This window comes from Chitinophaga skermanii (assembly GCF_003259335.1).
Classification (GTDB): domain Bacteria; phylum Bacteroidota; class Bacteroidia; order Chitinophagales; family Chitinophagaceae; genus Chitinophaga; species Chitinophaga skermanii.
Map to the genome: position 1 here is coordinate 560555 of NZ_QLLL01000004.1, position 25102 is coordinate 585656.

Here is a 25102-nt window from a genome sequence, read left to right on the forward strand (position 1 = left end):
AAGGATAGAGTATGTATCCTCACAACAAATGAAAAGGAGCGTATACTTAACATTTATTAGCAAGCAGCTACCTATCCTTACCCTATCTTTTGCCTAGCTCGACCCTATCCCCGGCCTATCTCACTCATTGATTATCAATGTGATACCTAAAATATTGCTAACCTAGGTGCTTCTAATCGTTTGAAACTGAATGGATTTGGCGATTTCGGTGCTGTAAACCCCACTTGTGCATGGCAAGAATTACTTCCGACAGGGTTTCGCTATAAGGGGTGAGGGAGTATTCTACTGTTACGGGCTTAGTATTGCATACAGTTCGCTTAACGAGGCCGTTCATTTCGAGTTCTTGGAGTTCTTTGGAGAGTATACGGGTAGAGATATTCGCTTCTCGTGCCAACTCGCGGAACCGTAATTTACCATCTCGTAGCAAGGAAATGAGCACGAGTTTCCATTTACCACCCACCACATCCAAAGTATCTTGTATGCTTAAGCGGGCGCGTTTGCATTCTACGGAGCTGCCTGTTATACATGTATGTTTTACGTCCATTGGTAACATTTTTGTAACTGGTTACATTTATGTAATTGATAACAAAAGTAAACCAAATGCTAATAATTTTGTTCCATCGTTCTGTAAATCAAGAATATCCCAACATTAAATTGTTAAACGATGATGTTATTAGAAGCATATACACTAGGAAACATAGCACTAAAAAACCGCGTAGTAATGGCCGCCATGACACGCGCTCGCGCCAATACAGATGGTGTTGTAGGCGACCTCACAGTTGAATACTATACCCAACGTGCCGGTGCAGGCCTCATTTTAACCGAAGCGATTAATATTTCTGCCGATGCCTTGGGAAGCCCATTTACACCGGGTTTATTTACCGCTGAACAAACCCAAGCCTGGCGGAAAGTAACGGACGCTGTACATGCCAAAGGCGGCAAAATCTTCGCCCAATTATGGCATACCGGTCGTATCGGTCACTCAGTGGATCGTAAAGGCATTTTACCCGTTGCACCATCGGCCGTTGGTATTACCGGCCAGCAACACTTTACCTCTCAAGGTCCATTGGATTTTGAAGTACCACGCGCCCTTACCTTGGAAGAAATCAAGCTGACCATACTCGACTACAAGCAAGCTGCTTTGCACGCGATCGAAGCCGGTTTCGATGGGGTAGAATTGCACGCGGCGAATGGTTACTTACCCAACCAATTCTTAGCCGATAACACTAACTTGCGTACCGATGAATACGGAGGCAGCATAGAAAATAAAAGCCGCTTCATTTTAGAAGTAATGGAAACATTAATCGAAGCTATTGGTGGTGAAAGAGTAGGTATTAAATTATCGCCCTTCCAATCGTATGGTGGTATTGTATTAAACGATCCTATTGCATCGTTCACCTACTTAATCGAGCAGTTAAACAAGATGGATTTCGCATTCATCGAGTTAATGAAACGAAGCCCGATGTTCCCATTGAACCCAGATTACCCAACAGGCGACGAAGTTGAAATTTTTGCACCACTTACCACGCATACAGTAATAGCTAACTGCGGGTACGATAAAGATTCAGCAGAAGCTGTATTGCAAAAGGGGTTGGCGCAATTGGTGTCATTCGGTGCATTGTTTATCGCAAACCCCGACTTACCGAAAAGATTTAGTGTAGGCTCGGAACTGAATGCCGTAGATTTCAATACGATGTTTGCAGGCGGTGAAAAAGGGTATATCGATTACCCGGCTTTAGCCTAACGAATAACATACATAAAAAAAAGCGGGCTGTTAGCCAACAGCCCGCTCGATCGTTCTACTATAATTAAGCGCCTACTGGTACTGCAAGTCTCAGTTCTTTTGCGGCGTTAACCATTTCTTCTAAGGCCGCTTTCGTTTCAGGCCAGCCACGTGTTTTCAAACCACAATCAGGGTTCACCCATAATTGTTCCGCAGGAATTACTGCTTGGGCTTTATGCATAAGGGCTACCATTTCTTGTTGAGAAGGTACGCGTGGCGAATGAATGTCGTACACGCCAGGACCAATCTCGTTCGGGTATTTGAATTCCGCGAAGGCGTCTAATAATTCCATTTGAGAGCGACTACATTCAATCGTTATCACGTCGGCATCCATGTGCGCAATGTGTTCAATAATGTCGTTGAATTCGGAGTAACACATGTGTGTATGAATTTGCGTGGCATCAGCCACCCCGCTCGCCGATATTCTAAAGGCACGTACAGCCCATTGCAAATACGTTGCCCAGTTTTCTTTACGCAATGGCAATCCTTCACGTATTGCCGGTTCATCAATTTGAATTACTTTAATACCTGCATCCTCTAAGTCAACTACTTCATCGCGGATGGCTAAGGCAATTTGTGTACAGGTTTCGCTGCGCGGTTGATCGTTGCGTACGAAGCTCCATTGCAAAATGGTAACCGGGCCGGTTAACATGCCTTTTACCAATTGCGAAGTAAGCGATTGTGCGAAGGAAGTCCAACGAACCGTCATGGCTGCTGGGCGACTTACATCCCCGTAAATAATTGGCGGTTTCACACAACGTGAACCATAACTTTGTACCCAACCATTTTGTGAGAATACGAACCCGTTTAGTTGTTCACCGAAATATTCTACCATGTCGTTTCTTTCGAACTCGCCATGTACTAATACATCAATTCCCACTTCTTCTTGCCAACGAATAGAGGCCGTTGTTTCATCGGCAATTAACTGGTCGTATTGCGCTTGCGTTAATTCACCTTTTTTCAATTTCGCTCTCCAGCTACGTACTTCCGGTGTTTGCGGGAAAGAACCAATAGTGGTAGTAGGGAATAACGGCAATTGCAATGCAGCATGTTGTTGTATCTTACGGGTAGCAAAAACATTGTTACGACTAGCATCTTTTTCCGTAATAGCCGCTACTCTTTGTTTCACTGCCGGGTTGTGAATAAGCGAAGAGGTTTGACGGTTTTTATGTGCTTGGATGTTGTTTTGTAAAGCAATAGCTGCGGCCTCTTTATTTTCACCGCTAGCTAATTGTTTCAACGTAACAACCTCTTGAATCTTTTGCTTAGCAAACGCTAACCATTGTTTGATGCCAGGTGTTAACACTTGCTCATTCTTTTCCGCATCTAAGTCGCACGGTACGTGTAATAATGAGCAAGAAGGTGCAATCCAAATTCTATCAGTACCTACGGTAGCTACTGCTTGTTGGATGAATTGTAATGATGTTTCGAAGTTGTTCTTCCAGATGTTCCTACCGTCTACTACACCTAACGATAGGTGCAAGGGGCTGTTAGCAATGTTGGTCGATAATATATCGCTGAGTTGAGCAGGGCAACGTACTAGGTCCAAATGGAGTGTATGTACCGGTAAACTAAGTGCTGTATCCAGGTTCTCGCCATAGCACTCGAAGTAGCTGGCTAAGATGATGTGTAAGCCGGGTACTTGTTGTTGAATGCTGTTATACACTTCCGTGTAGATCTTACGTTCTTTATCGCCTAGGTTTAAAGCGAGGCAAGGCTCGTCGAGTTGTACAAATGTGGCGCCTGCTGCTTGTAGTTGTTGTAACACTTCAATGTAAACAGGCAACAATTGTTGGATTAAATCGACGCGTTGGAAGCCGCTTTCTTTCTCTTTACCGAGCAATAAGTAGCTAATAGGGCCTACTAATACCGGCTTCGCCGCGATGCCTAATGCTTTGGCTTCGTTGAATTCTGCCAGTGCTTTATTGTGGTGAAGATAGAACGTTTGGTTCGCTGTAAATTCAGGCACAATGTAGTGGTAGTTCGTATCAAACCACTTCGTCATTTCCATCGCCGTTACATCATACCCATCTTTTTGATAACCACGGGCCATGGCAAATAGGAGGTCGATATGCGGTAATTGCTTTTCGTGGATCAACGCTTGGTACCTAGCAGGAATGGCGCCTACCATTAAGCTGGTGTCGAGTACTTGGTCGTAATAGGAGAAATCGTTGCAAGGAATGAGGTCGATACCGGTTGTTTGTTGTAATAACCAGTTACCTTTTCGAATGTGGCTGGCAGCTTCGTGTAATTGTTGTTCGGAGATTTTACCGGTCCAAAATTGCTCGGAAGCTTTTTTCAATTCCCTTTGGCTGCCTATCCGCGGGTAGCCGAGGTTGTGTGTTTGCATGTTGATGCTTTTAATTTGATAAAGAAATCAGTTAAAAGCTCTTTGCTAAACCGTCAATGTATTGATGGAAGAAATAGTGTGAAGTAGGTAGATGATAGGCATACGCCAAAGCAGCCGTTACCATTCATCATGGTCGGCATTGGCTATATGCTAGTCAGCTCAACAACTGCTTCTTTCCACGAAAGCATTGTCAAATACAATAGAGGCAGGTCTCCTGGCTTGTAACATTTTTACCGTCCTTCCCATCACTACGCGGTAGAGACAGTGGACAACGAGGGTAAAAACTTTGTTGTTACTTACAGTTGCGGGACAGCTTGTGATTTTCACACAATTCCCTATTAATTCCGTGGTAAAACGGAAACCTATACTGTTTGAGTAGATATAGATAAAGAACTTGAGGGTGCAAATTATACAAATTTGCAGACTTTACAATTAAATCTCAGAAAGTTACAAAGCGAAGCGGTACGTTATTTACCAACAGGTGATGTACACAATACGATTATTCATTACAAACAGGCAACAAATGTTACTGCATACTTATTGTTAAGTACAACTGCTTTATTGTAATGCTGTAAGTACATAAAAAAAGCTCGTTGCGGAACGAGCTTATCCATTAAATGTTTTATAAGGGATTAATGGGCTACAGCTTTCAACCCAATAATGCTACCAATCAAAGTAATAATAAAGAATAGGCGCCAGAAAGTAGCCGGTTCTTTAAACAAGAAAATACCTATTAGCACAGTACCTACGGCACCAATGCCTGTCCATACTGCGTAGGCTGTACCTAGTGGCAGTTGTTGGGTGGCTTTCATCAATAAACCCATACTTAACACCAAGGAAACGGCAAAACCTGCTAACCACCAGTACATTTCGGCACCGGTTGTTTCTTTCGCTTTTCCTAAACAAGTGGTAAACCCTACTTCGAAAAGCCCGCCGATAATTAATAAGATCCAGCTCATAGTATTATTTTTTGCAAAGGTACTATGCTAGTGGCGGGAAGAATTTTACAAATGTTAAATAATACAGGCTTATCGACGGTCGGCCCGGATACGACTTAGGCTTACTTGAGAAATACCTAAGTAAGAAGCAATATGGCCCAGCTGCACGCGTTGCAGCAATTCGGGTTCGTTTTCGAGTAAGTCGTGGTAGCGTTCTTGGGCGGTTTTACATTGCATAGCTATCAAACGTTGCTCTGTTCGCAGCAATTCTTGCTCTGCAAACTTACGACCCCAATTTGCCAAGTGTACATCTATTTCATAGAGTTCTTTCAAATGGGCAACATTAATTTCGTAGAGCTCGCAGGGTTCTAATAATTCAAAGCTTTCATAGCTTTTTTGACCGGCAATGTAGGTGTTAATAGAGAAGATAAAATCGCCCTCTTGCCCGAAATAAAACGTTACCTCGTCATCGCCCACCGTAGCAAATGCCCGCGCAATACCTTTACTGAGGAAATACATGCTTTCTTCAATGATATTGGCTTTCAACAGCAAAGTGCCTTTGGGGTAATGTACCAAATGCAACTGTGCTTTCAGCAGCTCGAGAGAAGCCGCGGGGAGTGTATAAATCTTGTTAATGATGTTGTCGATGATCATGACAATAGGATATTCGGTGGAAGCCTTGTTTATTTTGAACAACGCTGTTCAGCAAATATACTGGAGAATGCTACATCGCGGGCTTATTGCAATAGGAAATCTCCATAGAAATTGGGAAGCTCGCTGTTGTAAATGGCATTTGCCACAGCAGCTACATCATATGCCACCTTCACGATCTCTACACTTACCCCTGTTTCGCTGATATGTACAATGGCATAAGTAGCCTTCCGATCTGCTTCTTTACTTCTACCTACCGAGCCAACATTGGCGATGGTAAGTTTGCCTGCTTGTTTTATATAGGAGCAATGGGTATGGCCCATTATTACAGCATCAACAAGTTGATGGCCAAGCATAGCTACTATATCGTTGTTGGGATGTGCTTCGTAAATGTATTCGTGATTACTGCGGGGGCTGCCATGTACGAGTAGGATATTGGCAAACCGGGTGCCCGTTTGGTAGGTAAGCAACAGGTTGTACAGTCGTTCTGCCAGCCAGCGTTTGTTGACTTCGGTAATGGTTTGTTTGCTGTATTGAATGGCGATTTCGCGGTACGTGGTTTCTACAGCATCGTGGTGGGGTAAAGGAATAATGGGTTGATCGAAGGCGACGCGCTCATCGTGGTTACCGAGGAGAGTGGGTATTTGGCGGGATTGGAGTAGGCTTATCACTTCATTCCCCCAAGGAGCAAAATCGACCAAGTCGCCCAAGCAATAGGTTTGAGAGATATTGCGCTGGTCGATATCGTTTAGAACAGCTTGCAATGCGGGTAAGTTGGCGTGTATATCGCTGATGATGGCAATTTGTATCATGAAATAAATGATTGAATAACCATGCAAACCTACGCCGTTGTTACATCCTGTATTTGTAGAATGAGGTAAATAATTTGTATTTTTGGCCAAAGGATTTTGTATGAAACTGGTGCAATTTGAGCCTTTATTTATGCGGCATTTTAGTACTAGCATGTGGCCATTCCCATCGCATAATCACAACCATTACGAATTAATGTTTTTGCGGCATGGAACAGGTGTACATGAACTAAACGGCCAAAAAAGCCGCTATGCAGGCGAAACGGTTTACTTCTTAGCCCCGGAAGACACGCACGATTTTTTCATCGAGGAGGAAACACAGTTTAGCGTGATTAAGTTTTTGCCGGGCGTATTGAATGGCGGTGTAAATGCCTCTTCCAACGATTACTGGGATCACTTAATTAAAAACCTGGCGAGGAAATGGACCGCGCGTACTGATAGAAGTTGTAAACCAGCCCAATTGTTACGCGCAAAAGGTATTATTGACATCATGGTGGGTGCTTGGTTGGATGAACAACAACGGGTAACAGAGGTGCATACCCACCTGTTACGGAGCTTATTGCTACTGTTGGATGAAGGCATGCAGGATGTTGACGAGCAGCCTTCCCAGTTGTATGGTGCCAACAAGATCACGGCCATGCAGAACTTCATTCATGCTAACATTCGCTATCCCGAACGGCTAACAGTAAAGAATGTAAGCAGCGAGTTTGGCATGTCGGCTTCTAGTTTGAAGCGGTTTTTTACCCTGCAAATGGGCATGGCACTAAGCGATTACGTAGCTGCTTTGCGCTTGGAAATGATCAAGGAGAAAATGCGTCATAGTGATGCTACGCTAACGGAGATTGGGGGCGAGTTTGGGTTTGTAGATCCCAGTCATTTCACCACCTTCATCAAAAAACGAACAGGCGTAAGTCCTTCTTCCCTCCGAAAACAATTAACCCAAACAGCGTTCAACCAGTAATGGAAGGCTGATATTGTATGTTTTTGGGCATAGCTTAAAAGACTCATACTCACACGGCTATACGAAGTTTGCAAGAGTATTACTTTTGCTGGTAACATTATTGAAAATAGTATATATCTTAGTGCTCGAATTAATACAACGTATGTAACTTAGGACCAATTAACTAGTAATCAGTATAGTGCAGGTATATGTTTGCCCTTTTGTTTTACCTATACCAAGTAATTAATTCATATTACCGGGTGTTACCACCATCCTTTTCTACCAATAGGCGAGAACCGACTTGTGACTGCTATTGCTATCATATGCAACCAGTTATAACCAATCATTCTTAAACTTGCACCAGCGGTAGAAGAATTTGATCCATAGAAACTAGTAATAGAAAGCAAGTGAAAGTAGTACGAGCTACTTTACAACAAGATCATTTATTTATAAATCCCTTCATGCAACATGAACGATTGCGATCGAACGTGTAATGGAGAATTTTTATCCAATAGTACTTGGGTATAGCGTTTTTGATATAGCAACGAAGCCCATACCTAGTTTTATGGTTGTTTTAACTAAGAGCTACTGGCGCAGCCGGTGATGCTTAGCACCTTGCCAATGAACTTCCCATTAGAACTATTATGTAAAACTTTCTTCCACCTTGCATAAATTTTACCCATATCAAAGAAGAAATTCCTAGTGGCTTATCCATGAAGATGATAAATGGTAGGCTACAAACCGGTACTAAGTATGCTTGAAAGACGTCGTTGTAAGTACTCGGTAAGTTGAATCTGTATTCAGTTAGAAGTTTATTATAAGTTAGAAAACCACGCATCATTTGTATGGAAGAATTTTACACGCATCCCCAATACGGCTGCCGTACACGAAACGTATGGACAGTTATAAAGTATTGCTTGTTACTGTTTTGGGTAACAAGTATTTCCGTATCGCTTAATGGGCAAAGGACCACGTTGACAAACTTGCCGATTTTGCCATTTACGATAGCGGCCCCCGCTCATATCTTGGCTGGTCATTTTGAAAATCCTGTAGTAACCAATAAGCCAGGGAAAATGGCTACGAGGGTATCTTCGTTCGCTTACGTGGCACCCTCAATATTAAATTTGAATGGTGATGTGGTTACCTACAGGGAAAACAGCAGTCCTGTTAAAATAGATGTTGGTTCGAATGCCGCCGTTTCGGATGCTGATTCTCCAAGCTTTATTGGTGGAAATATCACGGTAAGTATTGCAACTGGAGGAACGATTGATGATATTCTTGCACCTACTAATATAGGGTCGATGATTGTTTCAGGTAATACGATTAGTTACGGTGGAAGCGCCGTAGCCACCTTTACGGGAGGTACTAATAACACACCTTTAATCGTCACCTTTAATGCAAGCACTGCCACATCTGCCATTGTAACTCAAATCATGCGGTCTATTAGTTTTAGCAATACATCGTATGCGCCATCAACAGCTATTAGGCAATTATCAATAACTGTTACTGATGGAGGCGGGGAAAGTACAACTGTTAATACGCAAGTATTGGTTGTTGCAGTTAATAACGGCCCGACTATCACAGCAGTAGCAAGTATGGTAGGAACGGAAGACCAGGAATTAATGTTACACTCTATTATTTTTGGCGATATGGATGCTGGAGAAGCTACCGTAGTTGTAACGCTCTCTGTGCCTAGTGGTACTTTAACATCTTCGAATGGCCCTGGTATTACCGTGTATAATAGTGGAACAAGCTCGATTAGAATTGAAGGAAGCATACCCAACATCAATGCTTTTATAGCTGCCAATAACATAAAATATATGCCGGTAGCCAATAATACGGCGGATGTACCTTTAACCATTAACATCAACGATATGGGTAATACAGGGATCGATCCTGGTATAGGCGACCCCAATAGTGAAAGTACCCAGATGACTTCCATTTTACGATTCGTAGCAGTAAATGATGCCCCAACCATAAATGCACCGGTATGGATTGATTTAGTGGAGAATGGATCGGTACATATAACAGGCGTAACTGTTGATGATATAGATGCCGGTACTAATAACGTGCAAGTTTCGTTTATGATTCCCTTCGATGTAGGCGAATTACAAGCAACTGTTTCCGGAACAATCAATGTAAATGTGACCCCGAACGTAGTGACTTTAACCGGTAAAATAGCCGATATCAATTCTTATATCGCAGGATTAAATATAAAATACATAGCTAAAGCTAATTTGAATGGAGATGTGTTATTAGTTAGCTCTATTTATGATTTAGGTAATACGGGCAGTGGAGGTAATTTATCGGCAAGTGCTGCTACTACGTTACGAATTAACGAGGTGAACAATGCAGGTGCAGCTCCTATTGTGCCAGTTTCTCCATTCCCAGTTATAGAGGATGTACCAACGACTATCACGCCTTTAGCATTTACTGATGTGGATGCAGGAAGTGGTAATGTAACGGTAACAATTAGTGCTGCAACAGGTACCTTTAGTGGAATAGTTGGTGGAGGCGTAACAGTGTCGGGTGCCGGTACAGGTACCCTTACATTAAATGGTACAATAACAGATATTAATTCTTATTGTGCAGCTGGAAATGTTTCTTATACAACAGCACCCAATAGCACGAGTGCATCAACTGTTACTGTTGTTTATAATGATAATGGGAATACAGGTACTGGGGGGAATATGATTAGTACCAGTACGTTTAATATAGTAGTAACGGCCGTGAATGATGTCCCGGTTATTACTGCACCAGCCAGTGTAAGTATGAACATGAATACCACTTTTGTATTCAGCGTAGCCAACTCCATTAGCACGAATGATGTTGATAATACAAGTGCGCCAATGCGTGTGAAACTTGTTGCAACAAACGGGGTAATGACATTAACACCTTTAGGGGGTATTACCTTTATTTCCGGCGGCCCAGGTACGAACGTAGCGAGCTTGGAAATCCAAGGCACGCCGGCTAACGTAAACGCCGCGTTATCTACTGTTACGTATAGATCTAATACAAATTATTACGGTGCAGCCTCCATCACGGTAACAGCCGATGATCTTGGCAATACAGGTACAGGTGGCCAGCAAACAAGTACAAGCGTAATAAATATCAACATAAATCCTGGTATTCCAACGATTACAAGTGTAACGTCGCCAACCTTGAATGGTATGTTCAAAGCTGGTAATATCATAGATGTAACTGTTACGTTTAACATGCCAGTGGTTGTAACAGGTACACCATTGCTTACATTGGAAACAGGCGCCACCGATCGCGATGCTGTTTATATAGGAGGAACAGGTACAAATACCTTGACTTTCCAATATATTGTACAGCCAGGCGATTACTCTACTGATTTAGATTATGTAAGCACCACGGCACTTAGCCTAAATGGAGGTAGCATAAAAGCTAGTTCTATTGATGCTCAACTTACTTTACCAGCCCCAGGCGCAGCCGGTTCTTTAGGTGCCAATAAAATATTATTGATTGATGCTGTAGTACCAACAGTTACCTCCTTAGCAGTACCCGCAGCTAAAACTTACGTGGCGGGTGAACAACTGTTATTTAGATTGAATTTATCAGAACCAATAACAGTAGCGGGCACACCTGTTATTAAATTGAACATGGGTGGCACTATTGTTAATGCAAATTTCTTATCTGGTACAGGTAGCAGCCAACTTACATTTACCTATAATATAGTAGCCGGTGATAAAGATACTGATGGCATTGAAGTAGTAGAACTTGCTATGAATGGAGGAGCTATCTTCGATATTGCAGGCAACACTTTAGATGCATCTTTAAGCGGTATTACCATCAACACAAGTGGCGTAAAAGTAGATGCAGCACCGCCTAAAATCGTATCAGTAGATGTACCGCCAAATGGGTTTTACATTACTGGTAACCCGCTAAACTTTGTTGTACATGCCGATGAGCCAATTAAGGTGACCGGTACCCCGGTATTATATTTGGTAGTAGGAACTGCCGTTGTAACTGCCACGTATTTCGATGGCGATGATACTGATAAATTAACCTTTAGGTATACCGTTCAAGCAAACGATTTCGATGATGATGGTGTAGCAGTGAGTAACTTGGTATTAAATGGTGGCACCTTGAAGGACGCTTCAGGTAATGATTTGGATCTTACATTGAATGCTATTGGTAGTACAGCGAGTGTTAAGGTAGATGCAATTGACCCAGTTGTTACCAGTGTGGCCGTACCAACCAGCAAAACATATAAACTTGGGGAAACATTAAGCTTTGCAGTGTCATTCTCTGAGAATGTATATGTTGCTGGTTCACCGAATTTGCCTGTAACTATAGGTAGTACCATTCGTCAAGTACCTTATTTCGATGGTAGTGGTACGAAGGTTATTACGTTTAAATACACCGTTGTTTCGACTGATTTGGATACAGATGGTATTGTATTGTCGTCCAATCTTTCGTTAAATGGAGGTGCTATTTACGATTTAGCATCAAATGGCACGAACTTAACACTAAATAGTGTGGGATCAACCAGTACCGTGTATGTAGATGGTATTGCTCCTACAATTACTTCCATAGCTGTACCACCCAATGACACATATAAAGCAGGTGATCCTTTATATTTTGAAGTAAATCTTTCCGAGAATGTGAATGTAGTAGGAGCCCCTACCTTACCAATAACCATCGGTGGTACAATCGTACAAGCGCAATACATCGGCGGCCCAGGTACGAACCAATTGAAGTTCGAGTACCAAGTGAGTCCTGGTGATTTTGACGATAATGGCATAGCTATTAATAGTATTGACTTGAATGGAGGTACTTTAAAAGATGAAGCGGGTAACGATTTAGACCTTACGAATAATAACGTAAGTAATACATCTGGTGTATTTGTGGATGCAGTGATACCGGTTGTTACTAGCATAGATGTACCTATAGGTGGTTTGTATAGAGCGGGGGATTACCTATCTATACGCGTTCATTTCTCAAAAGACGTGAACCTCAGTGGTACGGTTGGTATTAACGGGGTAATTGGTGCTGCCACGAAATTCTTTGGGTATACCCGTGGTTCGGGTACTAATACCCTTATATTTGAATATCATGTGCAGAGTGGCGATTTAGATAGAGATGGTATTGCCATTGCTACTAACATATCATTGGGTACAGGCACTATAACATCGCAAGCAGGTAACAACGCAAGTACTGCATTGGGTACCATTCCATCTTTAATAAACGTTTTAGTAGATGCAGTTCCACCTATAGTAACTGCTGGCCAGGTACTGTTTATAAATGAAAATAGTGCAGTTGGAACAGTGGTAGGCACAGTGGTGGGTACTGATCCGGGTTCAACCAATACATTAGAACAATGGACTATTGTAACCAATGTAGATCCTAATAACAATGGTACACCGGCCTTTGCCATCAATGCAACAACCGGTGTAATAACGGTGAATGATGTTGCAGATTTAGATTACGAACAGCAAACAAGCTTCACATTAATCGTTAACGTAAGTGATGGTGCTAATACAAGTGCAAATGCCAACGTTACCATTAATATCCTAGATGTACCTGAAGGTCCAGTAAATATTAACCTTGCGGGCAACCTAATTGCAGAAAACAAAGCAATAGGTACAACTATTGGATCATTCTCTACAACATCACCAGAAGTGAGCACATTCACTTATTCATTAGTAAGTGGAACTGGTAGTGATGATAATAGTAGTTTCACGATTGTAGGTAACGAGTTACGTGCTAACCAAGTATTCGATTATGAAACGAAGCAGGTTTACACCGTACGCGTTCGTACAACGGCGCAAAATGGGTTGTGGTTCGAAAGATCATTCCCTATCATTGTCACGGATGTTGCAGAACCACCCACAGCGATCAACTTTACACCAAGCGTATTAAACGAGAATAATACAATCGGCGCTGTAGCAGGAACGCTTTCGTCTACTTCAGAAGATGCAAGTGCTACATTTACTTATACTTTAGTTACCGGAACAGGTAGCGATAACAACGCTAACTTCACGATTGCCGGTAACCAAATTCTCGCCAACACCGTATTCAATTACGAATCCAAATCAAGCTACACCGTACGTGTACGTTCAACTACGCAACACGGGGAGTTCCTCGAAAAAGCCATCGTAATTAATATCACCGATGTACCAGAACCACCAACCGCTATTACTTTCAATGCAAGCGTATTGAATGAGAATAATGCCATTGGTGCCATAGCAGGTACACTTTCTTCTACAGCGGAAGATGCTAGTGCAACATTTACTTATTCTTTAGTAAGTGGTACAGGCAGTGATAATAATGCGAGTTTCACGATTAGTGGTAACCAAATCCTCGCGAACGCCGTATTCAATTACGAATCCAAATCAAGCTACACCGTACGTGTACGTTCAACTACGCAAAACGGTGAATACTTAGAGAAAGCGATCGTAATCAATATCACCGATGTACCAGAAGCACCTAACAGCATCTTCTTTACGGCTACTACTTTGTTGGAAAATAACACGGTAAACGCAGTAGTCGGTACAATAGGATCTACTTCGCAAGAACCAGGTACAACGTTCATATTCTCTTTGGTAAATGGTATTGGTAGCGAGAATAACAGTAGTTTCAAAATTGTAGGTAACCAAATCCTCGCGAACCAAGTGTTTAACTACGAAAACAAATCCAGCTATACCGTTCGTGTTCGTTCAACCGCTCAAAATGGCTTATACATCGAAAACGCTTTCGTTATCAATATCACGGATGTAAACGAAGCACCAACTTTGGGTGCAATTAAAGATGTGAAGTATTGCGCTTCCTCAAATGAAGAGGCTATTAACTTGACCAATGTTACACCAGGTCCAGAAAAAACGCAAACGGTGAGCATTGCTGCGAATATTTCAAATAATACGTTGTTCTCTTCTTTCGATATCGTTGGCAATAGCCTCCGCTTCAGGTTTGTACCTGGTGCTACCGGCACTAGTAAAATTACGGTTACCGTGAAAGATAATGGTGGTACTGCGAATGGTGGAATCGATCAAGTACAACAATCATTCAATATATCGGTATCAAGTATTGGTCAACCTACGATTACGAGCGATAAAGGTTTGCAAGTATCGAAAGGCGACCTCGTACAATTAACTGCTACAGGTGGTACATCGTATAGCTGGACGGCAGATATTCCATCAAGTATTATTAATGGCTCAAGAAGCGCGATCGCAACAGTTCGCCCGCAAGAGAAAACGGTGTTCACTGTTACAGCATCAAATAAAGAAGGCTGTACTGCACAACAATCAATTACGTTAGATGTAGTAAGCGATTATAAAGTTGATGCTACAAACGTGATGACGCCGAATGGCGATGGCGTGAATGATCGTTTCGTCATTAAGAATATCGACAGCTACCCGAATAACGAGTTGAAGATCTTTGATCGAGCCGGTCGTTTGATCTACAATAAGCGTAGTTACGCGAACGAATGGAACGGTACATTAAGTGGCCAACCACTCGATGAAGGAACATATTATTATATCCTCGACTTTGGTCCGGGTTTACCGAAAGTAAAAGGTTTTATTACCATCATCAGGGATAAATTCTAATCAAGATGAAAAAGGTATTTTATATACTCCTGCTATTAGCAGGATCGCAAAGTGTAAAAGCACAACAATGGGGCAATGCCACAACAGCTCAAATTGACCCGCTTGGCACGCAATATTTTTCAAATCAATACCTGGGCAACCCCGCTTTCGCGGGGATTGACACCGGGCTTCATATTAACGCTGCCGTAAAAAGGCAAGCAAAAAACGATCCCGGTGTGCCTACAACCATGGCTTTTACGGCAGATTATGCTGCCGGTAAAAGGGTAGGTGTGGGTTTGTACGTGTATAATGATAAAGCGGGCTTGTTATCTAATACCCGTGTAGCTGCTACTTATGCTTACCATTTGCCATTATCGTATAGCGGCACACACCAATTACACTTTGGTTTGTCGGTAGGTTTCCGTACCGAGTTTCTTGACCGGAAAGGTTTGAATGGAGATGGAAGTGATCCTTCTATTGGTCGTTTTAACAGCCGTGACAACTACTTCGATGCCGACTTTGGTGTTGCGTACACGAGTAATGGTTTAAATGTACAAGCTGCTTTCCCGCAATTAGTAGGCTACTTTAAATCGGGGAACGAGAATATGGTGAACAGTTCTACGTTTAATACAGCGGTAAGCTACAAGATTCCAGTAGGTGCAGAATTAACGTCCATCGAGCCGAAGGTAGTTTTCCGCGGGGTGCGTGGTTTCGATAATATCGTGGATATGGGTGCGAACTTGGTATTCTTAGATAACGTGGCCAATGTATTTGGGATGTACCACACATCAAAGAACTTTACGGTAGGGGCTGGCTTTAATGTAGCGCATACGGTGGGTGTTGTGTGTGCTTATACTACTCAAACGGCAGGTTTAAGTAATTACTTATCGGGCAACTTTACCATTGGGTTGAAAGTAGACTTGTTACACGGGAAGTAAATACCCGGTCAGCAATATTGTTAAAAAGGACGTTCCTGTTGAAGGGAACGTCCTTTTGCTATGATGTAAAATACTAGCGAATATTTCTACATAAAAAAAGCATAAGACCTATTGTCTTATGCTTTTATACTATTTGGTAAGGAAGAATAATTATTCTGTACGCAATGCTTTGATTGGATTGATACGTGCCGCCCTGAAGGCCAAAATCCCAATCGTTAGCAAGGTCAACGTTAAAGCTGCTGAACCCGCTATCAAGAAAATCCACCATTGAATCTCTACACTATAAGCAAAGGTATTTAACCAATTACGCATAGCATACCAACCAATTGGCGTAGCAATGAGAATCGCGATGAGAATTAATACCACGAAATCTTTCGATAATAACCCAATCACATTTGGAATAGAAGCACCCAATGTTCTGCGTATACCAATTTCTTTAATCCTTTTTTCGATGGAGTAAGTTACCAAGCCAAACAAACCTAAACAAGCGATCAAGATCGTTAATATCCCGAATACGCTGAATAGTTGGCCGAAGCGTTCATCTTTTTGGTATTGACGATTAAACGCTTGATCGAGGAATGAATACAAGAACGGGCGGTGGGGTGCCACGGTATTCCAAGTGGTTTCTATTTGCTGGATGGTTTGCTTAATATCATTCGTTTGCAAGCGTAACGTGATTTTACCAAATGAATCTGGATCGCCTCTACGCAAAGCCAATGGCTTCACTTTTTGGTGTAATGATTCATAGTTGAAATCTTTTACTACGCCAATTACCACCCCGGTACGACCCCATTGATCGAACGATTTACCTATAATATCGGCAGGATTGCTATAACCGTAAAGTTTCGCGGTAGCTTCATTCACCACTAAAGAATGGGCCGTGTCGGCAGGGAAACTCTTAGAATATGTTCTACCGGCAGCCATCGGTATATTCAACGTTGACATGAAATCTTCGTCGATTTCATATATCGATGGATTGTGCCAAATTCTTTCGCCGCTAGCAGCAATAATCCCGGTACCGCCATCAGGGAACATATCACCCGGTACGGCCCTAGAAATAGAGATAGCTTTAACAGCAGGATTTTCAGCTAGTTTTAGTTTGATGGCGTCTTGGTGTTTATTCACCAATTCATCACCACCATAATCGATCACTAATAATTGCTCATTGTCGAAACCTAAGCTATGGTGTTGTAAGTGTGATAACTGTGAATACACAATGGCCGTACAAGCAATTAACGCGATAGATAAGCTGAACTGGAATACGACCAACCCTCTTCTTAATTGTAAACCTTTCGCGCTGGAAGTGAACCGGCCTTTGAGTACTTTCACCGGTTTGAACTTCGCCAGTACAAAAGCGGGGTATATGCCTGCAGGGATGCCTACTAATAATGGTGTGAACAAATAAAATGCTACCAATTCTTTCGACCACATTAAGCCTACAGGCAGCGATTTGTCCGCTACTTGTCGTAATAATGGCAAGCAGAGGTAACAGATGCCCACTGCCAAAATAGTGGCGATTGTCGTCAATAAAACAGCCTCGGTAAGGTATTGTAGAATAAGCGCACTTTCTTGCGCACCCACCGCCTTTCTAACGCCAATTTCTTTCGCACGTTCCATAGAGCGGGCAGTAGAAAGGTTAACGAAGTTTATACCGGCAATAACCAGCATAAAAGCTGCCACCAAGGAGAAAATAACAATGTTCGACATGCTACCTGTAGTGCCAGGTTGACGAGCCGCTTTAGAGTGTAGATATGCATCTTTCAAAGGTTCGAAAGTGAAGGAATAGTTTTCATCACGAACATTGGTACGATGCTGTTTGAGTATAGTGGGGATTTTGGCGTTAAGCGCCGCTAAATTTGTATTAGGTGTAGTAGTGAAATACGTATAGAAATCTACATATCCCCATTCTGAAAAGATATCAGCTCTTATCCGTTTAAAGGTTTCCATTGAAATAAGCCCGGTAAAGGTAAAATGTGAATTGGATGGCACATCTTCCATAACAGCTGTTACATTCAACGTAATATCATCGGCAGTAATGCTTTTACCTACAATGTTAGTACTGCCGAAGTATTTTTCTGCGATTGATTTGGTTAATACAATGGCATTAGGTGCAACTAAGGCAGTGGCAGGATCGCCCGCTATAAACTTCCAAGAAAATACATCAAAAATATGTTCATCGGCAAAGAGCAAACCCTCTTGTTGGAAGCGGTTACTACCTTGCTGCATGAGTACCGTTTTGGCGCTGGTAAACTGGGTAACATGCACGATTCCTGGAATAGTACTTTTAAGTAAGGGACCCACAGGGGCATTTCCCCATACTTGGTATTCTTCCGGTGTAGGCGGAGCAGTTTGCTTAGTAACATCTCCTGTACGGTAAGCATGCAATACGCGGTATGTTTCGTTGTAATGCGAATTATATTGATCGTAAGACAGCTCATCTTTCACAAATAAGGTGATCAGCATACAGCAAGCAATACCTATAGTTAGTCCTGTAATATTGATAAAAGAATACATTTTATTCTTTGAAATACTACGGGTCGCCGTTTTGAAATAAGTTGTAAGCATGGGTTGAGCTATTTTGTTAGGTATTTGAACACTGTGCCTGTCCGCTCAAATTAGATGCCAGTACGACTACTCCGCTACAGTAAAGGATTTGGACATTTTGCCGGCCCTAAAAGTGTTCAAATACGAACACTTTTGTGTTCAAATGCGAACAAGTGAATGCCCCAAATGTAAGCAAAGTTGCCTAGTAACGAGCGCTGGCCATAAATCAACTTTTCTTGTGTATGAGTGCAGATGGTAGTGAATTGAATTTGTACAGGCTGTTATTGAAACAATTTTTTCATTAACTTCCTATAACAAAAAAATATCTTCCAATATGGGAAAATTTGTTATCACCAAAAGCGCAAACGGCGAATACCGTTTCAAATTAAAAGCAGGAAACGGGGAAACCATTCTTGTTAGCGAAGGCTATAATGCTAAAGCTGGTTGCGAAAATGGCATCACCTCAGTTAAAAACAATGCTTCGAGCGATGAAAGGTATGAAAAGAAAGAAGCTAAAAATGGCCAATTCTACTTCAACCTAAAAGCTACAAACGGCCAAATAATTGGCACTAGTGAAATGTACGAAAATACACATGGCAGAGATGGCGGAATTGAATCCGTTAAAAACAACGCTCCATCTGCTACAATTGACGACCAAACGAATTAAAAGTATGTAAGGTCGGCGTATTATGTCGACCTTACATTTCCCCAACCACCCTTACTGCATGATAGAAAAACTGTTACAACAAACCGACACTTACATTGCCCACCATTCAGCCGCCGCCAACGCAAACCTTAAATCCATCCTTCACTTCTCTAACATTTCCGAACAGGAACATGTAATATTTCATGAACTGGTGCGAGATAAAGCCGCTATCAATATTCATTTTCACCCCGACCGGCTAACAACACAGCAAACCTCTATTATCAACAACCTGCTTACCTCCGGTGAGTATAAAAACCAATATGCCACCAATACATCTGCTGGCAGTTTAACCGCTAAAGTAGGAGGTGATAGGTATACATGGGAAAATCAACTATTCCAAGATATATATGGTACCAACCTGAACGACCGTCCTAAGTATGGTTCGCTGCATCTTACTGGTTCTGCCGATGGCGCTTCTCCAAGATTTGGCGCTTGTTATTTTGTAACAAAACCGGGCTTAAAAGAGCGTTGTACGTTCACCTATGGTGATTCGTATTTATTGCCAAAGGAACTAGGAACGGCTAACAACCTGGCGATGATCTATGCCAAGCTGTATGAAGATATTTTTACTAGGAATACTGCACTGGGTTTGACGTATGAAAGTATACAAGATTTTATGCAACGTACAACTGCTGCATTGTCATCCAACATGATAGCCGAACCCCGTACGCACAATCTTGATTTTTACATCGAAACGCAAATACATGGCCCTGTCGATTTGAAAGAAGATGTAACAGCACTTGTGGCAGATGCTTCGTTTAAGTCAACACCATATGAAGCAACCTTCCACGCCATTGCGGAGCAATACAACCTCGCATTTAGCTGGCATCCCGGCTACGCGTTAAAAGCAGCGGATGTACCCGGTAATTTTCGCGGTATTGCTACGCAAACTTTTGCCAGGAAGATTGCGCATAATGGTATCATCAATGCCTACGTAATTGGGCAAGCACTTACCAATGCGCAAATTGTTGCAGACTATGAATCATTAGAATTGCTTCAATTGGCAAAATATACGTGGCATTGTTTAGTAAAGTTTGGAACTCCTGTGCATGCCTGCACTTGATTAGGTTAAATGCTTGCTTTTATACCAAACGCCACGTTTCTTCCGGGTAATGGTGCTAGGTATTTTAAGAAGGAATTTTGCGGCCGTGCTTCTGTGTTCAATAAGTTATTTCCACTCAAGTAATACACTATACCCATTTTTTTGATATTGCTTTTGTAAGAAACCCTGGCAGCTAGCAGCGAATAGGCAGGCATGGGAGGCTCGGGGTTGATGTTTTTACCTAGGTAACGTTGCTCCAAGTAGCGATCAAACATGATATTCAACGTCCATGTACGCCAATTTAATTTTGTAGAAGCACCGAACCTACTAGTTGGCATATTAGGCATATAATCGCCTTCGGCCCATTGCCGCATGGTATTGTCTGAATTATTCTTGTTTTTTACTAAATCGAAGTAGGAGGCAATTTCTCCTGTCATGTTTGGAGTGATAGTTGTTGCATAAACCGCCTCAGCTTCCCAACCATTTATTTTCGTATCCGATTGTCGCCATTCTTTCACTAAGAATCCGCCTGAACGGGAAATGCCTGTATGGGCTAAATATAGGTAGTTGTTGAAGATCGTTTGATACCGGCTAATACTGATACGCATGCCTTTATAATCGATACCGGCTGTATATTCTTGCGTGTTGGAGATTTCTTTTTTCAAGCGGTCATCTCCATTTTCCTCTAGCATAATAGCATAATGGTTATTACCTGCATATAATTCATTCACACCCGGCGCACGTTCTGCATGAATATAAGATGCTTTCAGGTAGCCGATTTTATATACATCCCATTGTAAACCACCATGGAAATGTTGTAAATGAAAATCTCGCGGTAATAGCTTTCCCCCGGCTAAGCCGCGACTAGGGGTATAACCATTGCCCGTTGTGGCTCGGCGTGTTGCTACTTCGTAACGGTACCCAACATCGGCATGCAACGCGCGAAATTCCACACGCTGTAAAGTAAAAGCTGCGTAATCACGGCTTTCATTATCCGGCAGGTAACGCTGTTCACCGGCACCTTTGATATTGGCATGTGCAAAATCGATACCACTCATACCTTTCAAGAAGGACAAGGGTTGTTGTTCAATCTCCAATCTCGTTGTATGTCGTATTGTTTGAAATCGATTATTTGTAGCACGACCAGTTAGTTCACGATCATCTGCCAATTGTAGCATGTAATTAATTTTTACAGATGAAATACCTTTCACTGGCTCGCTCCAGCCCGATTCAAACAAGAAATTGTTTTGCTGCGATTCCACGTTGATCGGTCGATATACCATAGAGCCGGGCGTAACATGCGAAGAGCCGTCGTTATGCGAATGACTGTGCCCTGGTAGTTTGCGTAAAGCAAACCCAGGAATGCCGTAATAACTATAAGCACCACGGTAACCAATACCAGCGTAAAAATGATCACGAATATAGCTAGTACCCACGTTCACTGACCTTGCTTCTGAATGACTATTAGGCATAATGCCTTTAGTAACAGGCGAATAATCATAAATACCTTTTATAACGGTAGTAGTTAATGGCGTATTGGGATCTTGCCCGGGAATGTATTTGTCGTTTTTCGGGTTTTGAACAGCTTTGCCATCCACCATAGACGTTTCTTGGAACGTATATAAATCGGCCTCGCTGAGGCCCCATGCAGGATTGTTCATATTATCGAGCACGAATTGACTGAGGTAGGGATATACACTTAGGTTTCGAATAATTTCCTTATCGACCGTTACTTGTGCCATTGTTTGAGTGAGGTTGTCGATAGTAGGATCGAATGCGATGGGGGCTTTTGTATTACCAGGAATCCTAACTTTTTTATTCCAGTGATTCATACCACCGAAGTGCCAAGCCCAGTGTTTGCCTATGTTGCCATTGAGATCGAATGCCTGTTTGTAACCATTGTTAGTGGATGCTTCCCCTGTGGCGAAGCCTGTAATTTTTTGTGGAAATCGCTTGTTGGGGATGGTATTATCGTGGAGATTAATAGCGCCACCAATTGCTTTTCCCCCGTATAAGATACTAGCCCCGGTTTTATACACGTCGATGCCCAGCAGGTTATCCATATCGGTTTGCACGTTTAAATTAGGACTAATACCAGAAAGATCGTTCATGGAAATCCCGTTTGAAAGTGTTTGCACACGGTTACCACTGAGGCTCCGGATAACAGGTGCGCCAGCATTTGGGCCAAAGTAGGAATTCTGAATACCTGGAATTCGGTTGAGTGTTTCACCTAAAGTAGCCGATTGTATTACTTCCAATTCTTTCCTTGTAATTTTTGTAGCATGTAATTCACCCGTATTCGTTTTACCGTGTATGGTAACGCCGCGAAGATCCCTGGTTTGTAAGGAATCTTTTATTGTTTGTTGCTGCGAAAATGCATTTCCAGCAATGGTGAATAAAGTAACAGTGAGTAAGTAGTAAGGGTAGTGTTGCAGGAACATTTTTGTTGAAATTTAGTCGTCGCATGCCTGGAATTTTGGCGAAGCAAATATAGGCTTCAATTTAACAAATGAAACATTGTTGCAAATTTTAACTAGATAATTATAAATATTTGTGCTTGCAAATGATTGATAATCATATATCAAAATGACTTCAATTATTTTCAAAAAAACTTGTAATGCCTATTTTTAAAATGAAACAATGTTGCATTTATGAAATATTCATATACATTCGCGGAAAATATTTCCAGATGGATTTCATACACAAACACACTTTAAGATGGATAGTGCCTGGTGCTATTTTGTTGTCAATTTTTGCGTCTTGTAAGAAGGATGAACAGCAACAAGCTAAAGAAGTCACGATCAATTTACCTGCAACACTTTCGCTTACTTACGGGGAGGAAAAGGATATTGATATCCCAACAGCGCTAACAAACCAATCAAACGTAAACTTCTCACTAGCATTTACAGGAAACGACAATGTACAAATCGATCAAAACACAAAACTGCACGATAAATTGGCCCAAGCAATTACTGTAGATAGAGTACGTGGTAAAATACATGTCAACAGTAACCTGCTATATCCCAACGCCGCAAAATCTACTATCAATGGTCAGCAATTACCAAGCAGCTATAAAGTCACCCTCATGGTAAATACGACCGATCAATCACTAACAGGTAAACAAACAGTCGACGTTACCATTGCACCCACTAAGTTCAATATCAAAGGACTCGATAATAGCGCCGATATCCCTTTTGCCTACGTTTTATACTCCGATGCCGGGGCTACTTTTGAACTAGATGCTACAGGCTTACCAACTACCAATACCGCTTGGTCACTCGACAAAAAAGGCGCAGATTCTGCCATTATCCTTACCGGTAATAAAATTCAATTCAAAGCAAACGCCGGTGATCCAAAGAAGAAAGCGGAACAAGCCTACGACTTAGTTTCATCGTTTACAAAAGATGGTTTTGAAATAGCAACAAGAAAATTGCGCGTAATCTTCATCCCGCAAATCAAGTTCTTCTATGGAACTTATTACCCACAATACGATTTAACTATCCTAACAAACCAAGTGTACATCGCATTGTCGAATGCCTACGTTTCTGCAGCACCTACCTTATACCCCGAGAATTATACATCATCTTTCAGCATTACAGCAATTGAAAAGGATGGTAAAGCCTTCGATAATAAAGAGGGCATTTTCACACTCAATACAAATACAGGCGCCATTACTGTTTTGAAGAATACAACACTTTCTGAAGGAAGCTACAAACTCACCATTAAAGCTGTTACTACAGTTGGCTTGGAGTTTTCGGCAACAATGACGTTAAATATGTCTAAACTTGAAGAATAAAGAATACATAAAAAGGGCATCTTCTTTCAAGAAAATGCCCTTTTTATGTATTTATAGATACCAATAACCTATTCTTCAACTTTTTCATATTCTAAAGTCCCCGTTTCGCTGCTACTTGTTATACGTCGCTTCGCATCAAAATAATCAACAGAAAATTTAATGGAAATAATACAGATTTTAATCGTTAATTCTTGGTTGTCGTTTGACAGTTTCCATTTACCTTTCCTAGATTTGTTGCCGCTGATACCTTGGAATATCCCATTTTTCATAAAAACTTGGTAGGTTGATCCAGGTGTTTTAGTGATGTCGTTTTTTGTTTCTTTTATCAATTTCCATTTACCAATAAGTTCATTCGAGGTTTATGCTTTTGCTATAATGCCGGCAAAGCAAAGTAGTAGAACTAGGGGAAATTGTTTCATAAGAGTTTATTATAAATGTAAGAAAATATACTACTTAGCACAACGACTAAATCTTCATTTGAATTCATTATTAATGCAACAAAAAAGCCCCTCTCTACTTGTAGAAAGGGGCTTTTTCTATCTATAATGATAGATTATTCGAATTGATCTAAAGTTTCGTTTTGCTTAGCCACCTTCTCATTGTTTTCTTGTTTCAATGCAGCTAATTTCTTTCTCAACTCTGGGTTGCTAGTACCCAAAATTTGTACTGCCAATAAACCGGCATTGCGTGCACCATTTACACCTACTGTAGCCACTGGAATATCAGCCGGCATTTGAACGATAGATAAAAGTGAATCCCAACCATCTAAGGAGTTAGATGATTTGATTGGAACACCTACTACCGGTAAAGTAGTAATAGCTGCCACCATACCCGGTAAGTGAGCGGCACCACCGGCACCTGCGATGATAACTTTCAAACCACGCTCTTCAGCGGTAGCTGCGTAATCAAACATTTTTTGCGGCGTGCGGTGTGCTGATACCACGTTGAATTCGTAAGCAATGTCGAATTTCTTCAACACCTCGATCGCCTGACGCATAATAGGCGCATCTGAACTACTGCCCATAATAATGCCTACTTCTACCTGTTTCATATTT

At 41.8% G+C, this 25102-nt stretch carries 16 protein-coding genes and 1 riboswitch; of the genes, 7 read left to right on the forward strand and 9 right to left on the reverse strand.

Going from position 1 to position 25102, the window contains the following annotated elements:
* Window positions 1-172 precede the first annotated feature (172 nt).
* Window positions 173-544 (reverse strand): winged helix-turn-helix transcriptional regulator, encoded by a 372-nt coding sequence (locus LX64_RS12975; protein ID WP_111598161.1) that lies wholly within the window; start codon window positions 542-544, stop codon window positions 173-175.
* A 120-nt stretch (window positions 545-664) separates the two neighbouring features.
* Between LX64_RS12975 and LX64_RS12980 the strand changes: the two genes are divergently transcribed.
* Window positions 665-1744, forward strand: coding sequence for an alkene reductase (locus LX64_RS12980; RefSeq protein WP_111598074.1), 1080 nt, complete (start codon window positions 665-667; stop codon window positions 1742-1744).
* A 64-nt stretch (window positions 1745-1808) separates the two neighbouring features.
* On the opposite strand, the gene metE is transcribed toward LX64_RS12980, so the two are convergent.
* The 4 genes from metE to LX64_RS13000 form a co-directional block, all read right to left on the reverse strand.
* Window positions 1809-4133 carry a 5-methyltetrahydropteroyltriglutamate--homocysteine S-methyltransferase gene (gene metE, locus LX64_RS12985; protein ID WP_111598075.1) on the reverse strand — a complete coding sequence of 775 codons (2325 nt, stop codon included), beginning with the start codon at window positions 4131-4133 and terminating at the stop codon, window positions 1809-1811.
* Between the two features lie 187 nt (window positions 4134-4320).
* Window positions 4321-4514, reverse strand: a riboswitch (cobalamin riboswitch).
* Window positions 4515-4765: 251 nt separating this feature from the next.
* On the reverse strand, window positions 4766-5092 hold the full coding sequence (locus LX64_RS12990) for a DMT family transporter (RefSeq protein WP_111598076.1): 327 nt from the start codon (window positions 5090-5092) through the stop codon (window positions 4766-4768).
* Between the two features lie 69 nt (window positions 5093-5161).
* Window positions 5162-5725 carry a Crp/Fnr family transcriptional regulator gene (locus tag LX64_RS12995; RefSeq protein WP_111598077.1) on the reverse strand — a complete coding sequence of 188 codons (564 nt, stop codon included), beginning with the start codon at window positions 5723-5725 and terminating at the stop codon, window positions 5162-5164.
* An 83-nt stretch (window positions 5726-5808) separates the two neighbouring features.
* On the reverse strand, window positions 5809-6534 hold the full coding sequence (locus tag LX64_RS13000; protein ID WP_111598162.1) for a metallophosphoesterase family protein: 726 nt from the start codon (window positions 6532-6534) through the stop codon (window positions 5809-5811).
* A 100-nt stretch (window positions 6535-6634) separates the two neighbouring features.
* Here LX64_RS13000 and LX64_RS13005 point away from each other — a divergent pair, with 100 nt between their 5' ends.
* The 3 genes from LX64_RS13005 to LX64_RS13015 all read left to right on the forward strand — a co-directional run bounded on the left by LX64_RS13005 (window position 6635) and on the right by LX64_RS13015 (window position 15959).
* The gene (locus tag LX64_RS13005) at window positions 6635-7492 is read left to right on the forward strand and encodes an AraC family transcriptional regulator (RefSeq protein ID WP_111598078.1); all 858 of its coding nucleotides are present in this window, start codon (window positions 6635-6637) and stop codon (window positions 7490-7492) included.
* Between the two features lie 824 nt (window positions 7493-8316).
* A complete protein-coding gene (locus LX64_RS13010; RefSeq protein WP_111598079.1) occupies window positions 8317-15042 on the forward strand; it encodes a T9SS type B sorting domain-containing protein in 6726 nt (2241 codons plus the stop codon).
* A 5-nt stretch (window positions 15043-15047) separates the two neighbouring features.
* Window positions 15048-15959: a PorP/SprF family type IX secretion system membrane protein gene (locus tag LX64_RS13015; RefSeq protein ID WP_111598080.1), complete on the forward strand. Its 912-nt coding sequence runs from the start codon at window positions 15048-15050 to the stop codon at window positions 15957-15959.
* A gap of 150 nt (window positions 15960-16109) precedes the next feature.
* Here LX64_RS13015 and LX64_RS13020 read toward each other — a convergent pair whose 3' ends face one another.
* A complete protein-coding gene (locus LX64_RS13020; RefSeq protein WP_111598081.1) occupies window positions 16110-18524 on the reverse strand; it encodes an ABC transporter permease in 2415 nt (804 codons plus the stop codon).
* Between the two features lie 313 nt (window positions 18525-18837).
* On the opposite strand from LX64_RS13020, the gene LX64_RS13025 reads away from it, so the two are divergent.
* A complete protein-coding gene (locus tag LX64_RS13025; protein ID WP_111598082.1) occupies window positions 18838-19170 on the forward strand; it encodes a YegP family protein in 333 nt (110 codons plus the stop codon).
* 58 nt (window positions 19171-19228) lie between these two features.
* The gene (locus LX64_RS13030) at window positions 19229-20272 is read left to right on the forward strand and encodes a DUF3626 domain-containing protein (protein WP_158538609.1); all 1044 of its coding nucleotides are present in this window, start codon (window positions 19229-19231) and stop codon (window positions 20270-20272) included.
* Window positions 20273-20277: 5 nt separating this feature from the next.
* On the opposite strand, the gene LX64_RS13035 is transcribed toward LX64_RS13030, so the two are convergent.
* Entirely contained in the window at window positions 20278-22692 is a 2415-nt protein-coding gene (locus LX64_RS13035) for a TonB-dependent receptor plug domain-containing protein (RefSeq protein WP_111598084.1), read from the reverse strand.
* Between the two features lie 248 nt (window positions 22693-22940).
* Here LX64_RS13035 and LX64_RS13040 point away from each other — a divergent pair, with 248 nt between their 5' ends.
* Window positions 22941-24047 carry a cadherin repeat domain-containing protein gene (locus LX64_RS13040; protein ID WP_148707308.1) on the forward strand — a complete coding sequence of 369 codons (1107 nt, stop codon included), beginning with the start codon at window positions 22941-22943 and terminating at the stop codon, window positions 24045-24047.
* Window positions 24048-24115: 68 nt separating this feature from the next.
* On the opposite strand, the gene LX64_RS13045 is transcribed toward LX64_RS13040, so the two are convergent.
* Both LX64_RS13045 and purE read right to left on the reverse strand, forming a co-directional pair.
* Window positions 24116-24391: a hypothetical protein gene (locus LX64_RS13045; protein WP_262511793.1), complete on the reverse strand. Its 276-nt coding sequence runs from the start codon at window positions 24389-24391 to the stop codon at window positions 24116-24118.
* A 209-nt stretch (window positions 24392-24600) separates the two neighbouring features.
* Window positions 24601-25098 carry a 5-(carboxyamino)imidazole ribonucleotide mutase gene (gene purE / locus LX64_RS13050; protein ID WP_111598087.1) on the reverse strand — a complete coding sequence of 166 codons (498 nt, stop codon included), beginning with the start codon at window positions 25096-25098 and terminating at the stop codon, window positions 24601-24603.
* Window positions 25099-25102: the final 4 nt, after the last annotated feature.

Coding starts and splice junctions, on each gene's coding strand:
- LX64_RS12995 (WP_111598077.1), bottom strand. CDS start 5,725: ATGATCATCGACAACATCATTAACAAGATTTATACACTCCCCGCGGCT.
- LX64_RS13035 (WP_111598084.1), bottom strand. CDS start 22,692: ATGTTCCTGCAACACTACCCTTACTACTTACTCACTGTTACTTTATTC.
- metE (WP_111598075.1), bottom strand. CDS start 4,133: ATGCAAACACACAACCTCGGCTACCCGCGGATAGGCAGCCAAAGGGAA.
- LX64_RS12975 (WP_111598161.1), bottom strand. CDS start 544: ATGGACGTAAAACATACATGTATAACAGGCAGCTCCGTAGAATGCAAA.
- LX64_RS13015 (WP_111598080.1), top strand. CDS start 15,048: ATGAAAAAGGTATTTTATATACTCCTGCTATTAGCAGGATCGCAAAGT.
- LX64_RS13000 (WP_111598162.1), bottom strand. CDS start 6,534: ATGATACAAATTGCCATCATCAGCGATATACACGCCAACTTACCCGCA.
- LX64_RS12980 (WP_111598074.1), top strand. CDS start 665: ATGATGTTATTAGAAGCATATACACTAGGAAACATAGCACTAAAAAAC.
- LX64_RS13030 (WP_158538609.1), top strand. CDS start 19,229: ATGATAGAAAAACTGTTACAACAAACCGACACTTACATTGCCCACCAT.
- LX64_RS13040 (WP_148707308.1), top strand. CDS start 22,941: ATGGATTTCATACACAAACACACTTTAAGATGGATAGTGCCTGGTGCT.
- LX64_RS12990 (WP_111598076.1), bottom strand. CDS start 5,092: ATGAGCTGGATCTTATTAATTATCGGCGGGCTTTTCGAAGTAGGGTTT.
- LX64_RS13005 (WP_111598078.1), top strand. CDS start 6,635: ATGAAACTGGTGCAATTTGAGCCTTTATTTATGCGGCATTTTAGTACT.
- LX64_RS13025 (WP_111598082.1), top strand. CDS start 18,838: ATGGGAAAATTTGTTATCACCAAAAGCGCAAACGGCGAATACCGTTTC.
- purE (WP_111598087.1), bottom strand. CDS start 25,098: ATGAAACAGGTAGAAGTAGGCATTATTATGGGCAGTAGTTCAGATGCG.
- LX64_RS13010 (WP_111598079.1), top strand. CDS start 8,317: ATGGAAGAATTTTACACGCATCCCCAATACGGCTGCCGTACACGAAAC.
- LX64_RS13020 (WP_111598081.1), bottom strand. CDS start 18,524: ATGCTTACAACTTATTTCAAAACGGCGACCCGTAGTATTTCAAAGAAT.